Here is a 21,742-nt window from a genome sequence, read left to right as displayed (position 1 = left end):
TGTGGGTTCAAGTTCTGTCAGACATCTCTGTCTTTAACGTACATGTGCTCCTTCAGTTCAGAGCACAGTTTTACGTCAGCGCATAATTCAGCAGTGGGTCTTGCCAGCAAGCGAGCAATGCCGATCGGCTCACCTGTTTCCTGACAATAGCCGTACTCATTGAGCCGGATCCGCTCCAGTGCCTGCTGAATTTTAGGTAACAACTTTTGCTCACGGTCAACAATACGCATCAGGATCATGCATTGCTCCTCCCATGATGCTCTGTCACTCAAATCAACCAATTCAGGCGGATCCATAATTTGTGCTTTGGTGTCGCGAATGCGCGCTCTGGTAGAGTCATGTAACTCAATCAGATATTGTCTGAAAAATGCCAATTGCTCAGCATTCATATAGTCGGATTCAGGTGCAGCCAAAATTTGCTCGGTTGTGAGCGCTGAGGGAGTGGATTTAAGTACTTGCATACAGGTGCCTTGTCAGAACATTGAACTTGACAATGTTATATTATAACAAAACTGCATTTAAAAGGATCACCCGATAAAATTTATTTATTTGCGATACCGCGTTGCCTGAATGAGTTAGTAGAGCTTTGCATTACAAGCCAGGACAAGGTCAGTCAATATTTAGCTTATCCGCCAAAGACATATGATAATTTAGCAAGGTTATTTTTGCCTGTATCACCGCGCTTTCTTCCTCAGTGAACTGACTCAGCACTTGTCGCAGCTGGGCTTTGCCTGAACTCATTGTGGCCAGCGCCTCTAGCACGCTTAAACGCACTAACTCACTCTCACTGTCGCTGGCTGTTGCGATCAGAGCCTGTATCTGGCTGAGATGCTCAGTGCTTGCCTCAAACTGTTCTACGTTTTGTGCCATTAAGTGAATCGCAAGACTCTGAAATAACTCACCTTTGTACTGGCTTTGTGTCATTAAATCCGTGAAAAAGTACTGAGATACCAGCTGTGGCATTTCTTCGAGATAGTGTTCTATCTCATCAAACTGTGTGTATATATCCGCGCTTGAAATACGAAAGTCTGTCAGCAAATGCTGTTCAATGAGTCTAGCAATATCCTGAATGGCATAATCCGCCAAGTCTGGATAAACATGACTGTCTAAACCGATGTCCTGTGCTATCACTAATAAAGCGGCTTTGTCAGTACTTGCCTGCCTCGGCATGCTCCCACTATTAGGTGTAGGTGCTGTTGTGGTTTTTACCTGCTCTTTCGGTCTCTCCTTTATCTCGCTCAAAAACGGGATACCTGTCTCAAAGTGAGGTGCTGATTTTGCAGCCGGGCGTTCAGCGCTACCTGCATGCGCGCCACTTTCCGGGGAGGGTTGATACAGTGACATCGCCGCTATCAGAAAACCGAACATAAAGCACAAGAAGTTGATCAGTAGGTGTTTAGCTTTCATGCTACATCTCAATAAAAGTTAGCAGACTGACCTGAAATGGTCAGTCTGCCTGTTGATGTTAGTGGATATCGAAGCGTACGCCCTGGCAGCCATTGTTGTGATAGGCCGTTCCCGCGCTCTTAATAGACCAGAAGATCTCTCCGCGCGTTGAATTTGCATTGGTTGGTGTGAATGTGCGTTTGCAGGTTTTAGTTTTTTTGTTGTCCCAGACAGGCTTACCATGCTTGAGTTTGACGAAGGTATAATCCAGTTCCATTTTATACTCTTCGTTGATGTTCGCACTGAGATCTGGATAAAAGCCGTGGCCATAACCCGATGTCAGGTTTTGCTTTCTTTTTTCACGAAATACAACAGTATTATCACTAATACGCTTGATCTTTAGCTCAACCGTGGTCACTGTGTAGCCGCCACGGTTGCAGTAAAAAATCATGGATTGATTGCCACGGGTCGTATTTGCCCAGTTGTAAGGTGCAACGTCTCGCCAGATCTCGCAATCTTGCTTTTTACCGGAGAAGTAACCTCCATCGACTCCTGCTACGCTCACCTGCGTGTTCGCCAGTGTCATGATCAGTGCTGCGACACCCATTTTTGAGGCTTTCTGGAACTTGTTCATTTGTTATCCCTGTGTGTGATTTATGTACGCATATCAATGTCAAAATCTGTGATTTAGACACATAAAGTTGAAATTCTAAATCATACCAGCAAGAAATAACTTATTCACATTTTCATAATCTTTTTTAATTACTGAGTCGCAACAGAAACTGATCGACCAATGCAGCTTGATCGGCCAGTGCTTGCTCTGTATTTTTCATTGCTGCTGTGGTGGTGTCTGCACTTTGCATTGAGGCATTCGCAAGCCCGGAGATATTGACGGCTTTGTCGTTTATCTCATTACTGGCACCCGACATTTGGTCAGTCGCAGTGGCTATTTCGTAATTCAGTGCAGAAATATCTTTTACCATATGCTCTATCGAGGCCAGGTTTTCTTTTGTTTGCTCAGCCTGAGCCACACATTCAGTCGACTTCTCAACCCCATTTTGAATCGCCGCTACCGCGCGCTCAGCCCGTTGTTTGAGCCCGGCGACTATATCATCAATCTCTCTGGTCGAATCCTGAGTACGTTGTGCCAATGCCCTTACTTCATCAGCCACCACGGCAAAACCTCGGCCCTGCTCACCAGCCCTGGCTGCTTCTATAGCCGCATTCAGAGCTAGCAAATTAGTCTGCTCCGAAATATCACGTATCACATCAACCACTCCCCCAATATGCACGGTTTGTTCATTTAGCTCAGCAATATCACGCTGAGTGCGGCTCAACTCTTCGCATAAAGCATGGTTTGTTTGCATACTGGCCTGCACCACAGAGTTCGAATCCAATACTGAACGCAACGCCCCTTCAGAGCGGTTCGCTGCATCACTGGTATTGCCCGCAATATCAGAAATCGCAGCGGTCATTTCGTTCATCGCAGTCGCCAAAGAACCAGTCTGACTTTGTTGCTCCTGTAATAGCTCGGTATTGCTGTGGCATTCTGACACGGTTGCTTGTGCATGCTGGTCAACAAGCTGACTGGCATCCTGTACTCTGCCCAATACAGCGCGTAGCTCAGAACCCCGAGCCAACAACGCCAGCTCAATGGCCGCGACATCATTCACTTTATTAAGGTAGATTTTTTGCATCAGCGGATTGTCGTAAACTTGTTTGGCTTTTTTACTCAAACGACGCACCGGTGACAACCTTTGATAAGTCAACGTGAGTACGCCAGCGAGCAGTAAGGTCTCCAGGAGATAGTTCCATGGTGCAGGTAAGCTGGTAAAAATCATGCTCAATATATAAGACACCAATAGGATCAACATCATTTGAGCTGACAAAGACATAGATGAACGCGTCAATTTTGCTGCATCAACCCCCTTATCAAGTTGCTGGTAAATGTTTTCAGCACGTTTCACCACCTCCCGTTCGGGCTTGGTTCGCACGGATTGATACTCGGCAGTTTGGCCAAGCTCATCATTGATTGGCGTCACATAAGCATTGACCCAGTAATGGTCTCCATTTTTACAGCGATTTTTTACTATGCCCATCCAGGGCTTGCCTGTTCCGATGAATTGCCAGAGGTCTTTAAATGCGGCTTTGGGCATGGTTGGGTGACGTACCAGGTTATGTGGCTGCCCTTCCAGCTCATCTAATTCGAAGCCAGCAACGTCACAAAAGCTTTGGTTCGCGTACGTGATCCGCCCTTTTGTATCTGTGGTAGATAAGAGGTTATAAGAGACCGGATAATCATTTTCTTTATCCGTATAATCGGTACACCTTTTGGCCATGATACTCACCTAAAAGACGCGATACTAACCCATTTTTCCGAGGTGAGCTTGTTAATAAAGCCTTAACTTTGTTTTAAATCAAATAATTCAAGTAAATGAAATATATGAAAAAATTAATTAGAATATTGAAAATAACAAAACAGAGGAGGATAAATATAACGGGGAATTTACGAATATGAATTTAAAAAAATGGTATTACTAAGAAGAAAAGTGGCGTCCCCTAGGGGATTCGAACCCCTGTTACCGCCGTGAAAGGGCGGTGTCCTAGGCCTCTAGACGAAGGGGACGCAGGTGTTGTTCCTGTGTCACTAGGACTGGTTATTTAGACTCTTACCATACGAGAATCATACCTACCTGAGTAAGTGGCGTCCCCTAGGGGATTCGAACCCCTGTTACCGCCGTGAAAGGGCGGTGTCCTAGGCCTCTAGACGAAGGGGACGCAGAATTTGTCTAGCAAATCACTGATTTGCTAATTCTGCGTTGAGATGAGTCTTTTGCCAGCAAAAGCGAACGGCATTATTCTCTCTCTTACAGAATGTTCTGTGTCACTAGGACTGGTTATTTAGACTCTCACCATATGAGTTTAGTACTTACCGAAGTAAGTGGCGTCCCCTAGGGGATTCGAACCCCTGTTACCGCCGTGAAAGGGCGGTGTCCTAGGCCTCTAGACGAAGGGGACACTGAATGTGTCACTAGGACTAGTTGTTTATACTCTTACTATACGAGTTTTATGCTTACTAAAAGTAAGTGGCGTCCCCTAGGGGATTCGAACCCCTGTTACCGCCGTGAAAGGGCGGTGTCCTAGGCCTCTAGACGAAGGGGACACTGAATGTGTCACTAGGACTGGTTATTTAGACTCTTACCATACGAGTATCGTACTTACCGAAGTAAGTGGCGTCCCCTAGGGGATTCGAACCCCTGTTACCGCCGTGAAAGGGCGGTGTCCTAGGCCTCTAGACGAAGGGGACACTGAATGTGTCACTAGGACTGGTTATTTAGACTCTTACCATACGAGTATCGTACTTACCGAAGTAAGTGGCGTCCCCTAGGGGATTCGAACCCCTGTTACCGCCGTGAAAGGGCGGTGTCCTAGGCCTCTAGACGAAGGGGACACTGAATGTGTCACTAGGACTGGTTATTTAGACTCTCACCATATGAGTTTGGTACTTACCTGAGTAAGTGGCGTCCCCTAGGGGATTCGAACCCCTGTTACCGCCGTGAAAGGGCGGTGTCCTAGGCCTCTAGACGAAGGGGACACAACATTTCGAAGTATGGCATTCGAAGCCACATTCGAACATTATATCACTAGGACATATTTACACTAGGTTTGGTGGAGCTAGGCGGGATCGAACCGCCGACCTCTTGCATGCCATGCAAGCGCTCTCCCAGCTGAGCTATAGCCCCTCACCTATTCGCAATGAAACGTCACCGCCTCATCGCTGAGTGCGGGGCGCATTCTATGCATCACAGAAAACAAAGTCAACACCTTTTCTGCAAGTTTTTCTTAACTGCTGGAAAAACACCCCGAAAGAACAGAATATAAGCGAAACTCAGGGTGCAATCAATAGAAGTCTATGTTTTTGCTCAATTTAAAACCAGCTCACCCTATCAAACACGGGTCATGGCACTTCCCCATCAGTATTTTGAGGTCACCGTTACCCATATCTTCTATCATTCTCTCCAAGCTGTAGTTAAATTAAAAAACGCAGATTAATGCCCTGCCACATGCAACAATTGATTTGAGCTGAGACTCAAAGATACTTAGCACAAAAATAAGCCTTTTAATATTGCCCGACAACTCACCCCCCTCTTTAATTCACCTGTAACCTGATCCCCCTCACAACTCCCAATTCTATTTCTATCACTTTCATAAGATATCTATGCTTCATTTATTGCCCGGACATATAATGAAGGGGAATACCCAAAAAACGAACAAGTGAACATAAAAGAAGCATGCAGATAAAAAATCAGGATTTTGTGTTGACTCCTTTGAAAGGAAACATATAATAGCGCCCCACAACGACACGGCAAGGTGTTGTTGGTTTCAAATGTGGGTTGTTAGCTCAGTTGGGAGAGCATCGCCCTTACAAGGCGAGGGTCACTGGTTCAAGTCCAGTACAACCCACCATAATTTTGGTGAACTTGGTCGATGCAGCATCGCGCTCATTATTACCAAGGCTAGGACTATGATTTAAGATCAGCACAGCCATTCACATTTGAAACAAGCGTATTGGGTTGTTAGCTCAGTTGGGAGAGCATCGCCCTTACAAGGCGAGGGTCACTGGTTCAAGTCCAGTACAACCCACCATTATTTTTTGCATCGGCTTTTTAATGTCAGGTAAAATTTAGTTGCAATACGCACAAATCAGAATACACAAGTTATGGGTTGTTAGCTCAGTTGGGAGAGCATCGCCCTTACAAGGCGAGGGTCACTGGTTCAAGTCCAGTACAACCCACCATAACTTCTATAACATTCTGAAAATTTAAGATGGGTTGTTAGCTCAGTTGGGAGAGCATCGCCCTTACAAGGCGAGGGTCACTGGTTCAAGTCCAGTACAACCCACCATTAATTGGTGAACTTTGGTCGATGCAGCATTGCGCTCATTCTTACCAAGGCAAGGGTCTGATTTAAGGTCAGTACAACCCACCATCTTAAACGCAATTCTTGCCAAAATAATACTCTGGGTTGTTAGCTCAGTTGGGAGAGCATCGCCCTTACAAGGCGAGGGTCACTGGTTCAAGTCCAGTACAACCCACCATTTCCTCGGAAATACAGAGTATATACCTGCATATATGCATGGGTTGTTAGCTCAGTTGGGAGAGCATCGCCCTTACAAGGCGAGGGTCACTGGTTCAAGTCCAGTACAACCCACCATAATTTTGGTGAACTTGGTCGATGCAGCATCGCGCTCATTATTACCAAGGCTAGGACTATGATTTAAGATCAGCACAGCCATTCACATTTGAAACAAGCGTATTGGGTTGTTAGCTCAGTTGGGAGAGCATCGCCCTTACAAGGCGAGGGTCACTGGTTCAAGTCCAGTACAACCCACCATCATTTAAATTCCTGTTATTTACTCGTATACATTGGTCGATGCCACATCGCGCTCATTCCTAACCAAGGCGAGCATTACCAATTCAAATCCAGTACAACCCACCATCATCTAAATTCCTTTTATTTATCTCGTATACATTGGTCGATGCCACATCGCGCTCATTCCTAACCAAGGCGAGCATTACCAATTCAAATCCAGTACAACCCACCATCATCTAAATTCCTTTTATTTATCTCGTATACATTGGTCGATGCCACATCGCGCTCATTCCTAACCAAGGCGAGCATTACCAATTCAAATCCAGTACAACCCACCATCATCTAAATTCCTTTTATTTATCTCGTATACATTGGTCGATGCCACATCGCGCTCATTCCTAACCAAGGCGAGCATTACCAATTCAAATCCAGTACAACCCACCATCATCTAAATTCCTTTTATTTATCTCGTATACATTGGTCGATGCCACATCGCGCTCATTCCTAACCAAGGCGAGCATTACCAATTCAAATCCAGTACAACCCACCATCATCTAAATTCCTTTTATTTATCTCGTATACATTGATCGATGCCACATCGCACTCATTCCTAACCAAGGCGAGCATTACCAATTCAAACCCAGTACAACCCACCATCATCTAAATTCCTGTTATTTATCTTGTGTACTTGAGTCGATGCCACATCGCACTTATCTCAGACAAAGCATTGCCCACTATTTTCTCTGTATTCTTACCAAGCTTTTTAATCCTTATGTTCCAAAAGAAAAAATAAACGTCTAGACTAAAAGCATGCAGAATTTATTCCTTTATCTTTTACTCTATGCCTGTTCAACCCTTTGTAAATGCAAAAATTTTGATCGTGGAAGAACAGCAGCTAGCGCTGAGTTACATTAAACAGTCGCTGGACCAGCTGGCTTACAAAAACGTCCAGTTTGCCGAAAACGCCCAGCTGGCAAAGGAAAGCTGTATCCATCATAAATTCGATTTAATTATTTGCTCGTTTGATCTGAGCAAACGTCAGAATGGGTATCAGCTATACGAGGAGTTGCTTAAAAAACGCCTGATCCGCCAAAGCACCGGATTTATTTTCACCTCCGCTGAAACCAGTCCAGAGTTAGTTCACAGCATCGTTGAGTTGCAACCAGATGACTTCCTGGTGAAGCCTTTTAGCATAAAGGAGCTTAAAGCGCGTATTGAGCGGGTGTTAAAGCGTAAACGTAGCCTTAAGGCGCTCTACAACCTGATTGACGACGAAAATTACTCTAAGGCACTCAAACTCATTAACTCTGAACTTGAGAGCGGTGAGCACGCTTACAGCCCGATTTTACTAAAGCTTAAAGGCGAGACGCTGTTAAAACTTAAGCTGTTTGACGAAACCAAACAATTCTATCGCTCCGTACTTGAGCTGCAAAAGTTTACCTGGGCCAAACTTGGTTTAGTCGAAACCCTGATTGCAAATAATGAAGACATCATGGCGCAAAAAATGCTCAAGTCACTAGTAGAGAAAAGCGAAACCCGACTTGCCGCCTTAGATCTATTGTCTCGCCTGGAGCTCAAACTCAACCAATTTGAAGAAGCGCAGGAGTCGTTGGTAAAAGCCTCTCAAATTGCGCCGCGCAATATTGAGCGTCAGAAATCCCTCAGTACTGTTGCCCGAATTAACCATGATTATGAATGCAGCTACAATGCACAAAAAGAAATCGCTAACTTTGCCCGCTTTTCAATGCATGATAGCCCTGAAGTCTATTTGAATGCAGCACGAGCCGGCATTGACTTTGCGCTCAGCACAGATCAGCACGACCAGATCACCCGTCTCACCCGGCAAACTCAGCAATATCTGAGTGATCTCAAAAAGCAGTTCCCCAATGCCAACAACCAGACTCAAATTGACGTGTTAAACGCACGGCTTCATTACCTAAAAGATGAACATACCAAAGCGCGACAACTCATGGAACAGTTGGAAGATGAACCTCAAATACGCTCGGTTGATGCTGCATTAGATAAAGCCAAAGCCTTCCACGAATTGGGGTTTCAGCACAAAGCAGAAGCGTTGTTTGGTCAAATAATTACGCACTGCGAACGCCATCAGCAGCAGAAAGATCCAACCTTAATGCACCTGCTTCAACAACAACAGGATGAACGCAAAAACATCACAATGGGGCCAAAAGAACTCAATAACCATGCTGTAAAACAGTTCCAGAAGGGGCAGTTAGACGTGGCATTAGAAGCGTTCACACAAGCATTCAGAGTGATGCCTAAAAATGCCAGTATCGCACTCAATTTACTGCAGTGTCTGGCTGATGCAACCGGAAAGCAAGCCACCACATTTAACTCAAATCTGGCAGAAAAGTGCTATAAAACACTGAGTGCAGCACAACTTGAGCCAGAGCAGCAGGAACGTTTCGACAAGCTACAAGCCCAGCTCGCAGAGATGAAACTGGACTTTAAAGCCTAACGACAAACGCCCCGCCCTGTTAGGTTAGTGGGTGCCTTCTTCGTGTTTTTTCAACGCCAGTGCATTGACACAATAGCGTAAACCACTAGGCTTAGGCCCATCCGGAAAAACATGTCCAAGGTGCGCATCGCAGACATTACAAACAATCTCCACTCTGTCCATACCATGGGAGCGATCCAGCCGATAAGCGACTGAATCAGCACAATATGGCTGCGTAAATGAGGGCCAGCCTGAGCCGCTATCAAACTTTTCTTCTGCATCAAATAGCAGCTGGTCACAACAGGCACAATGATATTTACCCGGTGAAAATACAGTGCAGCTTTGCGAGCTAAACGGACGCTCTGTACCGCGGTTGCGGGTGATATGAAAAACTGAAGGTTCCAGCAATGCCTGCCATTGCATCAGATTTTTTTCGACGCGCCTGGGTGGTTGTGGATTGCCGTTGTCTGCGAACTGCAGAATATCTCGCCAAGTTAACATGTCTCTTTCTCCGCTTGATGTAGGGTTACTCCATATTGGCAAACACATGAGATTTGTCTTATTGTTATAGAGTCACACAGCCAGTCCGGATCAGACTAGCGTGTTATTTTTACGCCAATATGAAAGCCACGATCGCCCTAATGTTTAGTTGTTAGCCCGTCAGCGTCAAGTCAATTATTTTCAGGTTCAGGCCAATCCCCAAAAAAACACGTTAAGTATCGGCTTTTGAGCAAATATAAAATTACCCAGGACACCAACACGGCTTGAATGGCCAGATAGAAAGAAAATTGATACTGCGCCTGAACAATTTGCATGCCTAACCAGGCCAGATCGAGACAGGCTGCCAGCAGTAATGGCCAACGCATATGGCGCCAGAAGCTGGCAAGTTTGGGAGAACTCGTTGGCCTGCGCAGTGAAAACAACACCGTTGGGAGGAGTGCCAGACTGGCTATCATAACTGCCACAAAGAAGTGTTGCTTTGAATGGAAAAACAAAGACATGAGGTCAAGATCAGGACGCCATGTGAGGGCTGAAACCAGCCACAGAAAAAAGGGTCTGAGCAACACCAACAAAGTCAGATTAAACCCTACAGGCGTGCGATATACTCCATATTTATCCCAATACTCGGGCCCATACCCTGCCTGTAACTTGCTCATACCACTTCTCTCATTCTGTGGCAGGCGAGTAGCCTGCCTGTTAATTACCCCTGATGTGAATCAAGTAGTGCAATCAGCGCCGCTTCATCAAGGATATCAATCCCGAGGTCCTGCGCCTTAGTCAGCTTAGAACCCGCTTTTTCGCCTGCAACGAGCGCATGGGTATTCTTTGACACGCTACCGGATACTTTGGCACCCAGCGCCTGCAATCGAGCCTTAGCATCATTACGGTTTAGCTGACTCAAAGTACCTGTCAGAACGTATGTTAAACCAGCAAGCGGTTGCTCACTTTCTTCCTTCGCCGCAATTTCAGGCCAATGTAGTCCCTGTTCTAGCAGATCGCTCACCACCTTCTGATTGTGAGGCTCAGAGAAGAACGCATGGATATGCTGGGCAACCACTACGCCAACATCGCTGACTTCCTGTAGACTTTCAATGGAGGCGTTCATCACGTTTTCAAGCGTCAAATAGTGATTCGCCAGGTTTTGTGCTGTGGCCTCGCCCACTTCACGGATCCCAAGTGCGTACATAAACTTAGCCAGAGTCGTTTGTTTGGCTGCCTGCAATGCCGCAACCAAATTTTTGGCTGACTTCGGGCCCATACGCTCCAATGACTCAAAGTGCCCCTGACGCAATGTGAATAATTCAGCTGGCGTCGTGATCAACTCGCGCTCAACCAGCTGCTCAACAATCTTGTCACCCAATCCATCTATGTCCAGTGCCTTACGCGAGGAAAAATGTTTAATCGCTTCTTTACGTTGCGCACGACACACTAAGCCACCAGTACAACGCGCAACCGCTTCCCCCTCTACGCGTTCAACATGGGAATCACACACCGGACAGGTAGCCGGGAAAGTAATCTCACGGGCATCCGCAGGCCTTTTATCCAGCACCACCTGGGTGATCTGAGGGATCACGTCTCCGGCACGTCGAATGATAACTGTATCACCCACTTTTACGCCCAAACGCTCGATTTCATCCCGGTTATGTAACGTCGCATTAGACACTGTGACACCACCGACAAATACGGGCTCGAGCCGAGCTACTGGTGTAATGGCACCAGTACGACCAACCTGGAACTCGACATCCAGTAACTGAGTCAATTCCTCCTGTGCGGGGAATTTAAACGCAATGGCCCAGCGCGGCGCACGTGCGACAAAACCGAGCTGCTCCTGAAACGGCTTATGGTCGACCTTGATCACCACACCATCTATTTCGTAAGGCAGCGCATCACGCTCTGTCATGATGGCCTCATAATACTGATAAGCCGCGCTGGCACCCGTCACCCGCTTTGTCTGCGGACACATTGGCAAACCCCACTCTTTTAACTGTTGTAGCTGAGCATAGTGAGTATCGGCCAGCTCAGCACCCTGTACGACACCCATTGAATAGGCGTAAAACATCAGTGGCCGCTTAGCGGTAATTTTAGGATCCAGCTGACGCAGACTTCCCGCTGCGGCATTACGTGGGTTAGCAAAGGTTTTTTCGTCGCGTTGCGCTGCGGTTTCATTCAGGCGAGCAAACCCCGCTTTGTCCATAAAGACTTCGCCACGTACTTCCAGCTCCGCGGGAATATCATCGCCACGCAGGCGCAATGGAATATTACGGATGGTCTTGACGTTCTCGGTGATATTTTCACCCACCTGACCATCACCGCGAGTTGCAGCCTGGACCAGCACACCATTACGATAAAGAATAGAGACAGCCAGGCCATCCAGCTTAGGTTCACAACAAAAATCCAACTCTGCATTGTGCAGCAGGCGTTCTTTAATGCGGCGATTAAAAGCTGTGAATTCAGCTTCATCAAACGCGTTATCGAGCGACAACATAGGCACCTGATGAGTGACCTGCTCAAATTTACTCAGCGCTGCACCGCCTACTTTCTGAGACGGTGAGTCCGGGGTTACATAGTCAGGGTGCTGAGTTTCCAGCTCGATCAGGGCACGCATTACACGGTCATATTCTGCATCGGGTACCGTTGGCTGATCCAAGACATAGTATTGGTAGTTATAGACTTCCAATTGCTGTCTTAATTCTTTGATTTGTTTGCTGATAGTTTCTGACATTACAACCTCTTAATAACACAAAAAGCCACGGACCCGGGTCCGTGGCTCTGTCGCGTCTGAGCCCGAAGGCAGCTTTAACGCTTATACGGTATATTCTCGTACCTTTTCGACATAGGCACGAGTGGTATTCACAGTGAGTGGCTCTCGATTGCTATCCAGCACACTGGCACCAAATTCATCGGCGAGTTTCTTTGCAGCACTGTGCAACATATTGAACGCCGCCATGCTGTCACCTTCACACGGCAAGGTCATAAACAGACTCACGCCACCGGTGCTAAATTGTTCCATATTGTCGATATCGAAGGTGCCCGGATTGTACATATTGACCAAACGGAACAAAACTGGTCCATTGCCGGATGATTCAACATGACGATTGAAAAAGCCTTCATCTGAGTACTTAAAGCCCAGACTCAATACGCAAGGTAGCAGCTTAGAACCCGCCATGGTTAGCCCTTCAGGCATATCAATATGCAGAATAATAAAGTCCTGTGGCGCCATTTCCTGCGGAGCTTCCTGCAGCTCAGTATCCGCTTGCTCAGTGGCGTCGGTATCGGCTTCAGCAGAGGCCGGTTGTTTATCCTCATCAACGGCAGAAAAGCTCATCTCGCCCAGTTGTGGCTCTTCTTCGCGTTGTGGCTGGGGTGCCGTCTCCGGTTTTTTTGCGGGTGCGGGGCTATCGGTGTCCTGGTTCTCTTTTTTTCTCACCGACCATAAGCCATGTATCAATAATCCACCAATGATCAGTGCACTGATCACGATTAATGCCCATCTTAATTCTGTGGCCATTGCTCACCTTTACTTATTATGCATGCGCCATTTGCACTGCTTGTTCTATATCTACGGCAACCATACGTGAAACTCCGGGTTCCGCCATGGTTACCCCCGTCAGCCGGCCTGCCATTTCCATTGCGACCTTATTGTGGCTGATGTAAATAAACTGCACCGTTTGCGACATTTCTTCGACCAATCGGCAGAAGCGTCCTACGTTCGCATCGTCCAGCGGTGCATCTACTTCATCCAGCATACAAAATGGGGCCGGATTTAGTCTAAATATTGAAAATACCAATGATAATGCGGTCAGGGCTTTTTCTCCACCACTTAACAGATGAATTGTCGAGTTTTTCTTACCCGGCGGTCTTGCCATTATGGTGACGCCACTTTCTAATAAGTCATCACTGGTGAGTTCCAGATAGGCGCTACCACCGCCAAACACCTTGGGAAACAGTTCCGCCAGGTCCTGATTCACCTGATCAAAGGTCGTTTTAAAACGGCTGCGTGTCTCACGGTCAATCTTACGAATAGCCCCTTCAAGCGTTTCCAGCGCGGCACTGAGATCGTCCAGCTGCTCGTCAAGATACCGCTTGCGTTGCTGGGCCTCATCAAATTCTTCAATCGCGGCGAGGTTGACCGCCCCCAACAGGCTCAGCTGCTGGGCAATGCGAGTCAGTTTCCCTTGATGGCTGCTGGCCTGCGCCTCTTCAGGTAGCTGAGCCAGGACGTCTTTGAGTGTCTGGCGCAGCTCTGTTAAAGGTTCAAGCACGGCCTGTGCCTTCACCATTAAACTCTGTTCCTGCAATGCCAGCTGCTGACGTTGCTCTTTGAGTTTAGTGCTCTGTGCCTGAGCATCTTTCAGCGCCAGCTGTTTATCACTCAATTGCTGCTTTGCTTCATTCAGTTTAACCGCGCCATCCTGTAGTGCTTGCTCCAGCTCGGTATGACGGATCAACAATTCGGTTTGCTGTTGCTCCAGCTCAACACCGGGTTCTTCACAGCTGTGTAATTGTTGTTGCACTTGCGCAAGTGATTCTGTGCCCTGCGTGAGGGTCTGGGCAAGGTGGCTGAGTTTAGTCTGACCAAGCTGCACATCACTTTCAACCTGCTGGCGTTTCAGTTTTGCCTGATGATACTGCTGTTGAATGTCACGTTGTTGCTGCTGCTGATGAAGCTGCGCCCGTTTGAGCATTTCCAGTGACTCGTTTGCCTGGTCCATCTGTTGCTGCTGCAATTCCTGCGTTTCTTCTGCCTGCCACAAAGCTTGCTCGCTTTCTTCGAGCTGTGCCACCAGCAGTTCGCTCTGCTCAGCCAGTTCATGTTGATTGCGCTCTAGCTGATCGCTTTGTTGTTGCCAGTTGGCTTGCTGAGACACTAACATGTCCACCCGGGTCTGGCTACTGGCGACCTGTTTGGCCGCCTCATGGACAGCCTGTTTATTGGTTTCAAGCAGCTCGGCACATTGCACTACCGACGTCTCCAGAGGCCCAAGCGCAGCCTCAAGCTCGCTAAGTCGCGCTTCAATCTCCGGCAGTGTCGCCTGATGGGCACGCAGCTCGCTATAATGGGCAAGTAAGTTCTCCGACTGCGTATCTGTCTCTTGCGCCTGCCAGTTATGCCCATACAAATTGCCTGCATCATCTATGGCGGCAAAAAACGCTGTATGTGCGCTAAAGTGACGGGCCTCACCAAGCCACTCAATCTGATTGAGAAAGTCCGGGTAAACGTCGGAATGGACTAACATCGCCACGCTGTTCGGGGTTTTCTCTCCCCTAGTACTGGCCCAAATCCGGTTTACATAGTCTTGTTCTGTGATCCGCAGCGAGCCCAACCCCAGCATTGCACGTTCCACAACCTGCTCGCGGCCCGGCTCGACCCTTAAAGCACTGAGCAATGACGCACCAGGTGCGTCTTCGCTGTCACCTTGCTGAGCATGGGTAAGTTTCTCCAGCGCCTGTACCTGAGCCTGAACCTGCCCAAGTTTGACTTGCTGTGTCTGAACCTGTTGCTGTAACGCCGCTTTTGCCTCATTCAAACGGTGTAGCTCGGCACTCAGACGCTGGTTTTCCTGCTGTGAGATAGCCATAGCATGCACCAACTCCTGATGTGCCTGTTGTTGCTGTGCCAATGCCTCAGCCGGGTTTTGTGTGCCATGCTGCGCCAGCTGCTGTGCCAGTTGTGCTTGTTGCTGAGTCAGGTGCTGTTGTTGCTGAGTTAAACGTTGCAACGCTAACTGACATTGCTGAACATGCTGTCGTGCCTGCTCAAGTACCTGCTGACTCTGCTGATTCGCTGCTTCTGACGCTTGCAGCTGCTGGATTTTTTCTTCGTTTAATATTTCTGCTTCAGCCAGCTTCTCAGCACTTATCTGCGTAGCCTCTTGGTGTATCTCAGCTTGCTCGGCTAATTCTGCACAATGTTGTTGTTGCTGTTCATATAACGTCTGAGCCTGGGCAATCTCTTCGTTCAGCTGTGTTTGTTTATCCACTAAGTCACGGCGCTTTTCACTCAGATGGATTTTCTGCTGCTCCAGCCGGGTTAACTGAGTTTGGGTAGCATGAAGCTGCTGTTGTAATTGGGTCTGCGCCTCGCTGAAGTAGGTGACTTGTTGCTCATAGGTGGCCAGTACATCATCATGGCCGCCATGGGCTTGCTCCAAAAAGGTCAATTGCTCATTCAATTTATTGATCTGATCGGTTTTTTCCTGCTGCCTGGCATGTAACTCCTGCCACTTTAACACCGCCAGCTGGCCTTTCAGAGTCCGCTCCTGTGCCTTAAGGTCTCGATACTGACGGGCCGCATCGGCTTGTTTTGACAACCGGTCAAGCTGATTTTGCAGCTCCTGACGCATATCCAGCAAACGTTCCAGATTCTCTCGGGTACTTTTTATCCGAGTCTGCGTTTCCCGACGACGCTCTTTATATTTGGAAACACCGGCGGCCTCCTCCAAGAAGATACGCAGCTCCTGCGGCTTACTCTCGATAAGTCGCGAAATCATCCCCTGCTCGATGATCGCATAACTGCGCGGGCCCAGGCCGGTGCCAAGAAAGATATCAGTGATGTCACGTTTACGGCATTTACTGCCATTGAGGAAATACAGTGACTGGCCATCTCGGGTTACCAAACGCTTGATGGCCACCTGAGTCCGATCGGCCATAGAACCTGGCAGACGCCCCTGAGTATTATCGAACAGCAGCTCTACCGAAGCCTGAGACACAGGCTTGCGATGGGTTGAGCCATTAAAGATAACGTCCGTCATGGCATCGCCGCGGAGGTTTTTTGCGGAGCTTTCACCCAGCACCCAGCGTACGGCGTCAATGACATTAGACTTACCACACCCGTTAGGGCCAACGACACAGGTCATCGGCTCTGGAAAGGGAATTTTAGTCGGCTCAACAAAAGATTTGAAGCCAGCCAGTTTGATGCTGCTCAGACGCATATAAACAGTAGCTTAAGTGCAAACACAAGAGTTCAAAGTCACACCACCTTAGCTATGGCGTTTGATGTTATCAAGAATGATCCCTGTCGCCATTGCCACGTTTAGTGACTCTGCACCACCAAATGCCGGGATGGTAATGGGCTGATTAATATGCTTAGCCACTGCATCGCTAATACCATGAGATTCGCTGCCCATCACGAGTATGCCGCGCGCAGCAAAAGGCGTTGTATGCACGCTTTCACCTTCTAAAAAAGCCCCATAAACCGGGCCATCGTAGTCTTGCAGCAGGGCACACAGATCCGTTCTGATCACCGCAACACGCGCAAAAGAACCCATAGTCGCGCTGATCACCTTCGGATTCAAATGATCCGCACAGTGCTCACTGAGTACAATTTGGTTCAGGCCATACCAGTCTGCAACTCGAATAATGGTGCCCAGGTTGCCCGGATCGGATACATCATCCAACGCCAGGATCAACCCTTGCGTGTCCAGCTCTGCCTGTGGCTCTGTCTGGGCAACGGCAATGGCCGCATTGTTGCTGACCAGCGTGCTGACCTTACTCAGCTCAGCTTCATCACACAGCACCACGTCATGACCTTCCAACAAAGCCTGGTTGTCGGCAACAAAATCGGCGCTGGCAAAGAGGTGTTGAACCGGCTTGCCTGCAATGAGCAACTCCTGGACATTTTTGGCCCCCTGCACCAGGTACAGACCATGTTGTTTACGATATTTTTTTTGCGCCAGAGCACGGAGCAGCTTTTGTTGATTTTTCGACAGCATACCTACCTCATTGGTTTACCCGCGAAGTATAACCGCAATGGCGCAGAAAAGGCAGAGTCATCCATCTGCTTGCTTGCCAAAGTCCTGTCGCGCACCTTAAAATAGGGACTTCTTCATACCTATAAGCTGTATTTATGTCCATTGAACTTCAGGTCATCCTGCTCAACGTCATCATTTTATGTTTGGCCTACTTTGTCATTTACCCCCGTTACGCTGGTAATGATCTGAAAAAGGTCTCTATTCAGGATTTGATCGCAACCATCGTCTCGCTGGCCATTGTCGGCTCGGTCTATTACGACTCCGGATTATCGTTTTCTCTGGTCTTGTTCGAGGTCAACTGGGCCTGGTTTACCGTTATTTCCTTTACTCTGATTGAATTGCCTTTGTGCTACTGGTACGCCAAACGCCACGGCGTTAAGTTTCCAGAATAATAAAAAAGGCACCCGCAGGTGCCTTGGCGTTAATTTACATTAACTTTAGGAAATAAATCGGTTGGGCTGCACTGATTGGAATTACAGCTCACTGTGGTGCAACAAAGACACTACAATGTCGTTAAAGTGTTCGGCTGGCCGCAGTTGATTAACAGAACGACCCCCTGCCTTGATCAACTCGACCAAATCAAAGTAACCGCAAATCTGACCGGTTTCAGGCGCTGTCACCAATAAGTAATCCAGGCCATGCGCTTCCATAGTCACCAGTACATCACCAGCGCGCGCGGTACGCAGTTCGGTCAGGCTCACCTGCTTGAGCGTTTTCAATGGCAGCATGACATCGGTAGCGACCAGCTCACTGCGCTGACAACCTCTCAACTGAGCTTCTTTTAAAATATGTCGACTCCCCAGCCGGGCTTGCGAAATAATGCCCAGCAATGCGCTATCCTGCGCGACAAACATTGAGGCCACATGGGTTTTGTTCAGCACCAGCGTGGCTTCATCAACACTGGTATCCGGGTCCAGACACACTGAATTCTGACCATCCAGATTGTGCTTGTATTTTTGAGCCGATACAGACAAGCGATCAAGTCCATTGTTATCAACGTCAGTTATCAATGGATTAGCCTGTACGGGCATGTCGGTGGTCACATCAAGCGTATTGAGTCTGTTAAACGTATTCATTATTCACCTCTGTTTCGGGAATATACCAAGGTGCTATATCACTGATAGCGGACAGCGAATCAATCTCGACTAAACAAATCGATTGATGCTTGCCTTTGGCTAAGTGTATTCACATTGGTCGTTGTCAGTCGCTTAGCTGTTAAAACAGCAGCGCTGACTTTAAGCACATCACGACACGGCCTGTCAGTCAGGCGTGTACATTCAAATTAAAAATGAGTGGCTTAAACGGCAACAGGTGGGGCTCGGATCCCCTGGTGATAGTGAGTAAACGGGTGGTATAAGCTAACGGCATCGTGAAAATCAGGGACAAACTGAATCGATTCCTGTTTGGCTGCGCCGGGTAAAGGAATATCAAAATCACTGTCTAGCTTATCTTTGTCCGGTTCGGTTAAAAGCTCTGCCAGCTGCGTGGTTTTGACTGACACACTGCTGCCAGCGGCGTTCACTGTCAGTGACACCATCAAACACAATGCTAATAACCAAAAACGCGATTGCATGAGCAAACTCCCTCGGGACGATATTTTGAATGTATAGGCAAGCTGATGCGGTTTCAACCAGCAAAGTGCAATAATCTGCAAATTAATTCTATCCGGACCAGTCCGACCCCTTAGCAAAACCACCAGCAACTCAAAAAACTGGCTAAAACACAATAAGATGGTACAACATGCACAATTTGTTACTGATTAGACTGCCCTTTTTATGTTGCCCGGATTTATAATGAAGGCAGAACTTTCAGTACAGAGGTATCTCAATGCAACTTACCAAGGGGATGGAATATTTTGTCGCGGGCTTTTCATTGTTAAGCCAAAAAGGACTTAAACGTTTTGTGTTTATTCCACTACTTATCAATGTGATGCTGTTTGGCGGCTCATTGTTTTTCCTGTATGACTGGCTGACACAAGGTTTTGCTTATCTCAATGACTTGTTGCCTGACTGGCTCAGCTGGCTGGAATGGTTAATGTGGCCGATCGCCGTATTGGTGATTTTATTCAGTTACAGTTTGGTATTTTCGGTGATCACCAACTTTATCGCTGCGCCATTCAACGGCTTGCTGTCTGAGAAGGTCGAGCTGTTTCTCACCGGGCAAAAAATTAACGATGACGGCTTTGCCGATCTAATAAAGGATGTGCCTCGTATGCTGGGGCGCGAATGGAGCAAGCTGGTTTACTACCTGCCACGTGCCATTGGCTTTTTCATCCTGCTGTGGATGCTGCCGCTGATTGGCCAGATACTTTGGGTGTTGTTTTCGTGCTGGATGTACAATGTGCAGTATAACGACTACCCGTTTGATAATCATAAAATCTCTTTCAAAGAGATGAAGGATACCTTAAAAGCGCATCAGGGCCTGTCGTATGGCTTTGGGTTTGCTGTCATGGTGCTGACCAGCATTCCAATAGTAAACCTGATTGTGATGCCGGCCGCGGTGTGCGGGGCCACGAAATTATGGGTTGAGAATTATCGGCCTAAATATCGCAATTAACTCCCAGCACTTTCCTCCCGGGCAACATCAGCTGCTCGGGAGGCTAACTCGCCTTTTCCCCTAACGGCAAACTCACCGTCACCTCAGTGCCGCGTTGCTCATCGGTATTAAACGCTATCTGACCCTGCTGCGCTTCGGCAAGCAATTTAGCGGTGTAAGTGCCGACCCCAGCTCTGTCAGGCTTACCAAAGGTCACAAACTTATCGAAGAAACGCGTTCTGACGCCGTCCGGTATGGGATCCGGGTTTTGAATGATCACCGTCAGCTGCTGCTCCGCGGGCTGCGCACTGATGGTCACCAAGGGCTTAGTATTCACCGCCTCCAGCGCATTGGTGATGAGGTTATGAAATAAGGTATAACACAACGCTGGCTCACCAAAAAACATGAGATCTTTAGACACCACGGTACGTAACTGTACTTTGTGTTCTTCAACCAACGGGGCCAAGTCTTCCAACACGGATTCGATCACTTTGTGCAAAGGGTGATTGAGCGGATTGAGTCGATACTCATTCGCTTCAATTTTTGCCAGCGCTGACATGCTGTCCATGGCATGCTGGAGGCGCAAACAGCTATGTTGAATATAGCTCAGGTACCGCTTTGCTCGCTCCGGATCTTTAATGTGCCGTGCCAACAGCGCCGTTGAACTGCGAATATCCGACACCGGTTTTGCAAGGTTTGTTTGGGTCAGGCTGTCAAACTCGTCCCTCAGCCTGGCATTGTCCAGCATCGCATCTATCTGCGCACGCATCAGCCGATTCGATTCAATATTACGGCAATGGGCCCGTACCCGAGACTTTACCACTGATGGGTTGGCCGGTTTGGTAATGTAATCGACCGCGCCAAGCTCAAGCCCCCGCACAACGTGCTCGGTTTGTTCCAGCGCGGTTAAAAAAATCACGGTAATATGCTGAGTATGTGGGTCGTCTTTGAGGCGACGGCATACTTCCAGCCCATCCATACCCGGCATCATAATATCCAGCAAGACCAGGTCGGGTTGCGGTTCTGCAGCGCAGATCTGCAAAGCTTTTGCGCCACTCAGCGCGGCTTTAACCTTGTACTCTTTACGCAGCACGTCACCAATAATTTTGATATTGTCTGCGACATCATCGACCACCAGCACCTGAATGGGTTGCTCTACGACCGCTTCTTCTTCGCCCATTTCTCCGTGGTAAGGCCGAACGGGTTTATTCAGTGCTCTGCGCAGCCGCTCTAGCATGATTTTACTGGAAAAAGGCTTTACCACATATTCAGACACGCCACACTTTATGGCCTGTAGTACCTGAGATTGCTGTATAGAAGTGGCAGTCATGACAAACGGGATAGCAGCCGTACGTGGGTTTTTCCGCACTTCTTTTAATAAGTCGATCCCCGCCAGCTTGGGCAGCATCCAGTCGGCGATAATGAGGTGAATATCCTGATATTGCAACTTATCGAGGGCATCGGCACCATTGGGGCTCTGTAACACATTGACCCGCCCAAGGCCGGTCACAATATTAGCCACCATAGAGCGAATGGTCTCGTGCGCTTCAACAACCAGGATAGTCATAGTGGTTACTGCACTGCCATTGTCCATTCTTCTCTCCTAAAGCCAACTGCCTCCCGATGAGGCCGGCACAGTTAAGGTGTTGCAAGGTCAGAAAATTTATTTGCTGTTATTGTGCACATGTTATTATTACCTGTCTAACATTTGTACAACGAATTAACTGACCAGCCAGCAGGC

At 47.9% G+C, this 21,742-nt stretch carries 16 protein-coding genes and 15 tRNA genes; 10 read left to right on the top strand and 21 right to left on the bottom strand.

Features of this window, described 5'->3' with window-relative positions; translation table 11 throughout:
• Positions 1-17 precede the first annotated feature (17 nt).
• The 12 genes from PRUB_RS19220 to PRUB_RS19165 form a co-directional block, all read right to left on the bottom strand.
• On the bottom strand, positions 18-461 hold the full coding sequence (locus PRUB_RS19220; protein ID WP_010386499.1) for a TraR/DksA C4-type zinc finger protein: 444 nt from the start codon (positions 459-461) through the stop codon (positions 18-20).
• A 148-nt stretch (positions 462-609) separates the two neighbouring features.
• Positions 610-1,407, bottom strand: coding sequence for a hypothetical protein (locus PRUB_RS19215; RefSeq protein WP_010386500.1), 798 nt, complete (start codon positions 1,405-1,407; stop codon positions 610-612).
• A 58-nt stretch (positions 1,408-1,465) separates the two neighbouring features.
• Positions 1,466-2,020, bottom strand: coding sequence for a hypothetical protein (locus PRUB_RS19210; protein WP_010386501.1), 555 nt, complete (start codon positions 2,018-2,020; stop codon positions 1,466-1,468).
• Positions 2,021-2,144: 124 nt separating this feature from the next.
• Positions 2,145-3,725, bottom strand: coding sequence for a methyl-accepting chemotaxis protein (locus PRUB_RS19205; RefSeq protein ID WP_010386502.1), 1,581 nt, complete (start codon positions 3,723-3,725; stop codon positions 2,145-2,147).
• 211 nt (positions 3,726-3,936) lie between these two features.
• Positions 3,937-4,012: transfer RNA gene (locus tag PRUB_RS19200), tRNA-Glu, on the bottom strand.
• A gap of 76 nt (positions 4,013-4,088) precedes the next feature.
• A tRNA-Glu gene (locus tag PRUB_RS19195) sits at positions 4,089-4,164 on the bottom strand.
• A 164-nt stretch (positions 4,165-4,328) separates the two neighbouring features.
• Positions 4,329-4,404, bottom strand: a tRNA-Glu gene (locus tag PRUB_RS19190).
• 69 nt (positions 4,405-4,473) lie between these two features.
• Positions 4,474-4,549: transfer RNA gene (locus tag PRUB_RS19185), tRNA-Glu, on the bottom strand.
• 68 nt (positions 4,550-4,617) lie between these two features.
• Positions 4,618-4,693 (bottom strand) — tRNA-Glu (locus tag PRUB_RS19180).
• A 68-nt stretch (positions 4,694-4,761) separates the two neighbouring features.
• Positions 4,762-4,837, bottom strand: a tRNA-Glu gene (locus tag PRUB_RS19175).
• A 68-nt stretch (positions 4,838-4,905) separates the two neighbouring features.
• Positions 4,906-4,981 (bottom strand) — tRNA-Glu (locus PRUB_RS19170).
• A gap of 72 nt (positions 4,982-5,053) precedes the next feature.
• Positions 5,054-5,129, bottom strand: a tRNA-Ala gene (locus PRUB_RS19165).
• Positions 5,130-5,777: 648 nt separating this feature from the next.
• On the opposite strand from PRUB_RS19165, the gene PRUB_RS19160 reads away from it, so the two are divergent.
• The 8 genes from PRUB_RS19160 (at position 5,778) to PRUB_RS19125 (ending at position 9,235) form a co-directional block, all read left to right on the top strand.
• Positions 5,778-5,853 (top strand) — tRNA-Val (locus PRUB_RS19160).
• 104 nt (positions 5,854-5,957) lie between these two features.
• Positions 5,958-6,033, top strand: a tRNA-Val gene (locus PRUB_RS19155).
• 75 nt (positions 6,034-6,108) lie between these two features.
• Positions 6,109-6,184: transfer RNA gene (locus PRUB_RS19150), tRNA-Val, on the top strand.
• Between the two features lie 31 nt (positions 6,185-6,215).
• Positions 6,216-6,291, top strand: a tRNA-Val gene (locus PRUB_RS19145).
• 117 nt (positions 6,292-6,408) lie between these two features.
• Positions 6,409-6,484: transfer RNA gene (locus tag PRUB_RS19140), tRNA-Val, on the top strand.
• Positions 6,485-6,524: 40 nt separating this feature from the next.
• A tRNA-Val gene (locus PRUB_RS19135) sits at positions 6,525-6,600 on the top strand.
• Positions 6,601-6,704: 104 nt separating this feature from the next.
• A tRNA-Val gene (locus PRUB_RS19130) sits at positions 6,705-6,780 on the top strand.
• Between the two features lie 820 nt (positions 6,781-7,600).
• Complete coding sequence (locus PRUB_RS19125; protein WP_010386503.1) at positions 7,601-9,235, top strand: response regulator; 1,635 nt, start codon at positions 7,601-7,603, stop codon at positions 9,233-9,235.
• A gap of 24 nt (positions 9,236-9,259) precedes the next feature.
• On the opposite strand, the gene msrB is transcribed toward PRUB_RS19125, so the two are convergent.
• The 6 genes from msrB to PRUB_RS19095 form a co-directional block, all read right to left on the bottom strand.
• Positions 9,260-9,715: a peptide-methionine (R)-S-oxide reductase MsrB gene (gene msrB, locus PRUB_RS19120; RefSeq protein WP_010386505.1), complete on the bottom strand. Its 456-nt coding sequence runs from the start codon at positions 9,713-9,715 to the stop codon at positions 9,260-9,262.
• 170 nt (positions 9,716-9,885) lie between these two features.
• Positions 9,886-10,371, bottom strand: coding sequence for a DUF2919 family protein (locus PRUB_RS19115; protein WP_010386506.1), 486 nt, complete (start codon positions 10,369-10,371; stop codon positions 9,886-9,888).
• 44 nt (positions 10,372-10,415) lie between these two features.
• Positions 10,416-12,437, bottom strand: a complete 2,022-nt coding sequence (gene ligA / locus PRUB_RS19110) for an NAD-dependent DNA ligase LigA (RefSeq protein WP_010386507.1) — start codon at positions 12,435-12,437, stop codon at positions 10,416-10,418.
• 81 nt (positions 12,438-12,518) lie between these two features.
• Positions 12,519-13,223, bottom strand: coding sequence for a cell division protein ZipA (gene zipA, locus PRUB_RS19105; protein WP_010386508.1), 705 nt, complete (start codon positions 13,221-13,223; stop codon positions 12,519-12,521).
• Positions 13,224-13,239: 16 nt separating this feature from the next.
• The gene (locus PRUB_RS19100; RefSeq protein ID WP_010386509.1) at positions 13,240-16,647 is read right to left on the bottom strand and encodes an AAA family ATPase; all 3,408 of its coding nucleotides are present in this window, start codon (positions 16,645-16,647) and stop codon (positions 13,240-13,242) included.
• 48 nt (positions 16,648-16,695) lie between these two features.
• On the bottom strand, positions 16,696-17,427 hold the full coding sequence (locus tag PRUB_RS19095; RefSeq protein WP_010386510.1) for a TrmH family RNA methyltransferase: 732 nt from the start codon (positions 17,425-17,427) through the stop codon (positions 16,696-16,698).
• Positions 17,428-17,561: 134 nt separating this feature from the next.
• Between PRUB_RS19095 and PRUB_RS19090 the strand changes: the two genes are divergently transcribed.
• Positions 17,562-17,858, top strand: a complete 297-nt coding sequence (locus PRUB_RS19090) for a hypothetical protein (RefSeq protein WP_010386512.1) — start codon at positions 17,562-17,564, stop codon at positions 17,856-17,858.
• A gap of 81 nt (positions 17,859-17,939) precedes the next feature.
• Here PRUB_RS19090 and PRUB_RS19085 read toward each other — a convergent pair whose 3' ends face one another.
• Entirely contained in the window at positions 17,940-18,542 is a 603-nt protein-coding gene (locus tag PRUB_RS19085; RefSeq protein WP_010386513.1) for a CBS domain-containing protein, read from the bottom strand.
• A gap of 221 nt (positions 18,543-18,763) precedes the next feature.
• Positions 18,764-19,039, bottom strand: a complete 276-nt coding sequence (locus tag PRUB_RS19080; RefSeq protein ID WP_010386514.1) for a hypothetical protein — start codon at positions 19,037-19,039, stop codon at positions 18,764-18,766.
• A gap of 254 nt (positions 19,040-19,293) precedes the next feature.
• Here PRUB_RS19080 and cysZ point away from each other — a divergent pair, with 254 nt between their 5' ends.
• Positions 19,294-20,022: a sulfate transporter CysZ gene (gene cysZ / locus PRUB_RS19075; RefSeq protein ID WP_010386515.1), complete on the top strand. Its 729-nt coding sequence runs from the start codon at positions 19,294-19,296 to the stop codon at positions 20,020-20,022.
• A 43-nt stretch (positions 20,023-20,065) separates the two neighbouring features.
• On the opposite strand, the gene PRUB_RS19070 is transcribed toward cysZ, so the two are convergent.
• Positions 20,066-21,595, bottom strand: coding sequence for a response regulator (locus PRUB_RS19070; RefSeq protein ID WP_010386516.1), 1,530 nt, complete (start codon positions 21,593-21,595; stop codon positions 20,066-20,068).
• Between the last annotated feature and the right edge of the window lie 147 nt (positions 21,596-21,742).

The organism is Pseudoalteromonas rubra (assembly GCF_000238295.3).
GTDB lineage: Bacteria > Pseudomonadota > Gammaproteobacteria > Enterobacterales > Alteromonadaceae > Pseudoalteromonas > Pseudoalteromonas rubra.
The sequence above is the reverse complement of the archived record's forward strand: the minus strand, read 5'-3'. Positions and strand labels throughout refer to the sequence as shown.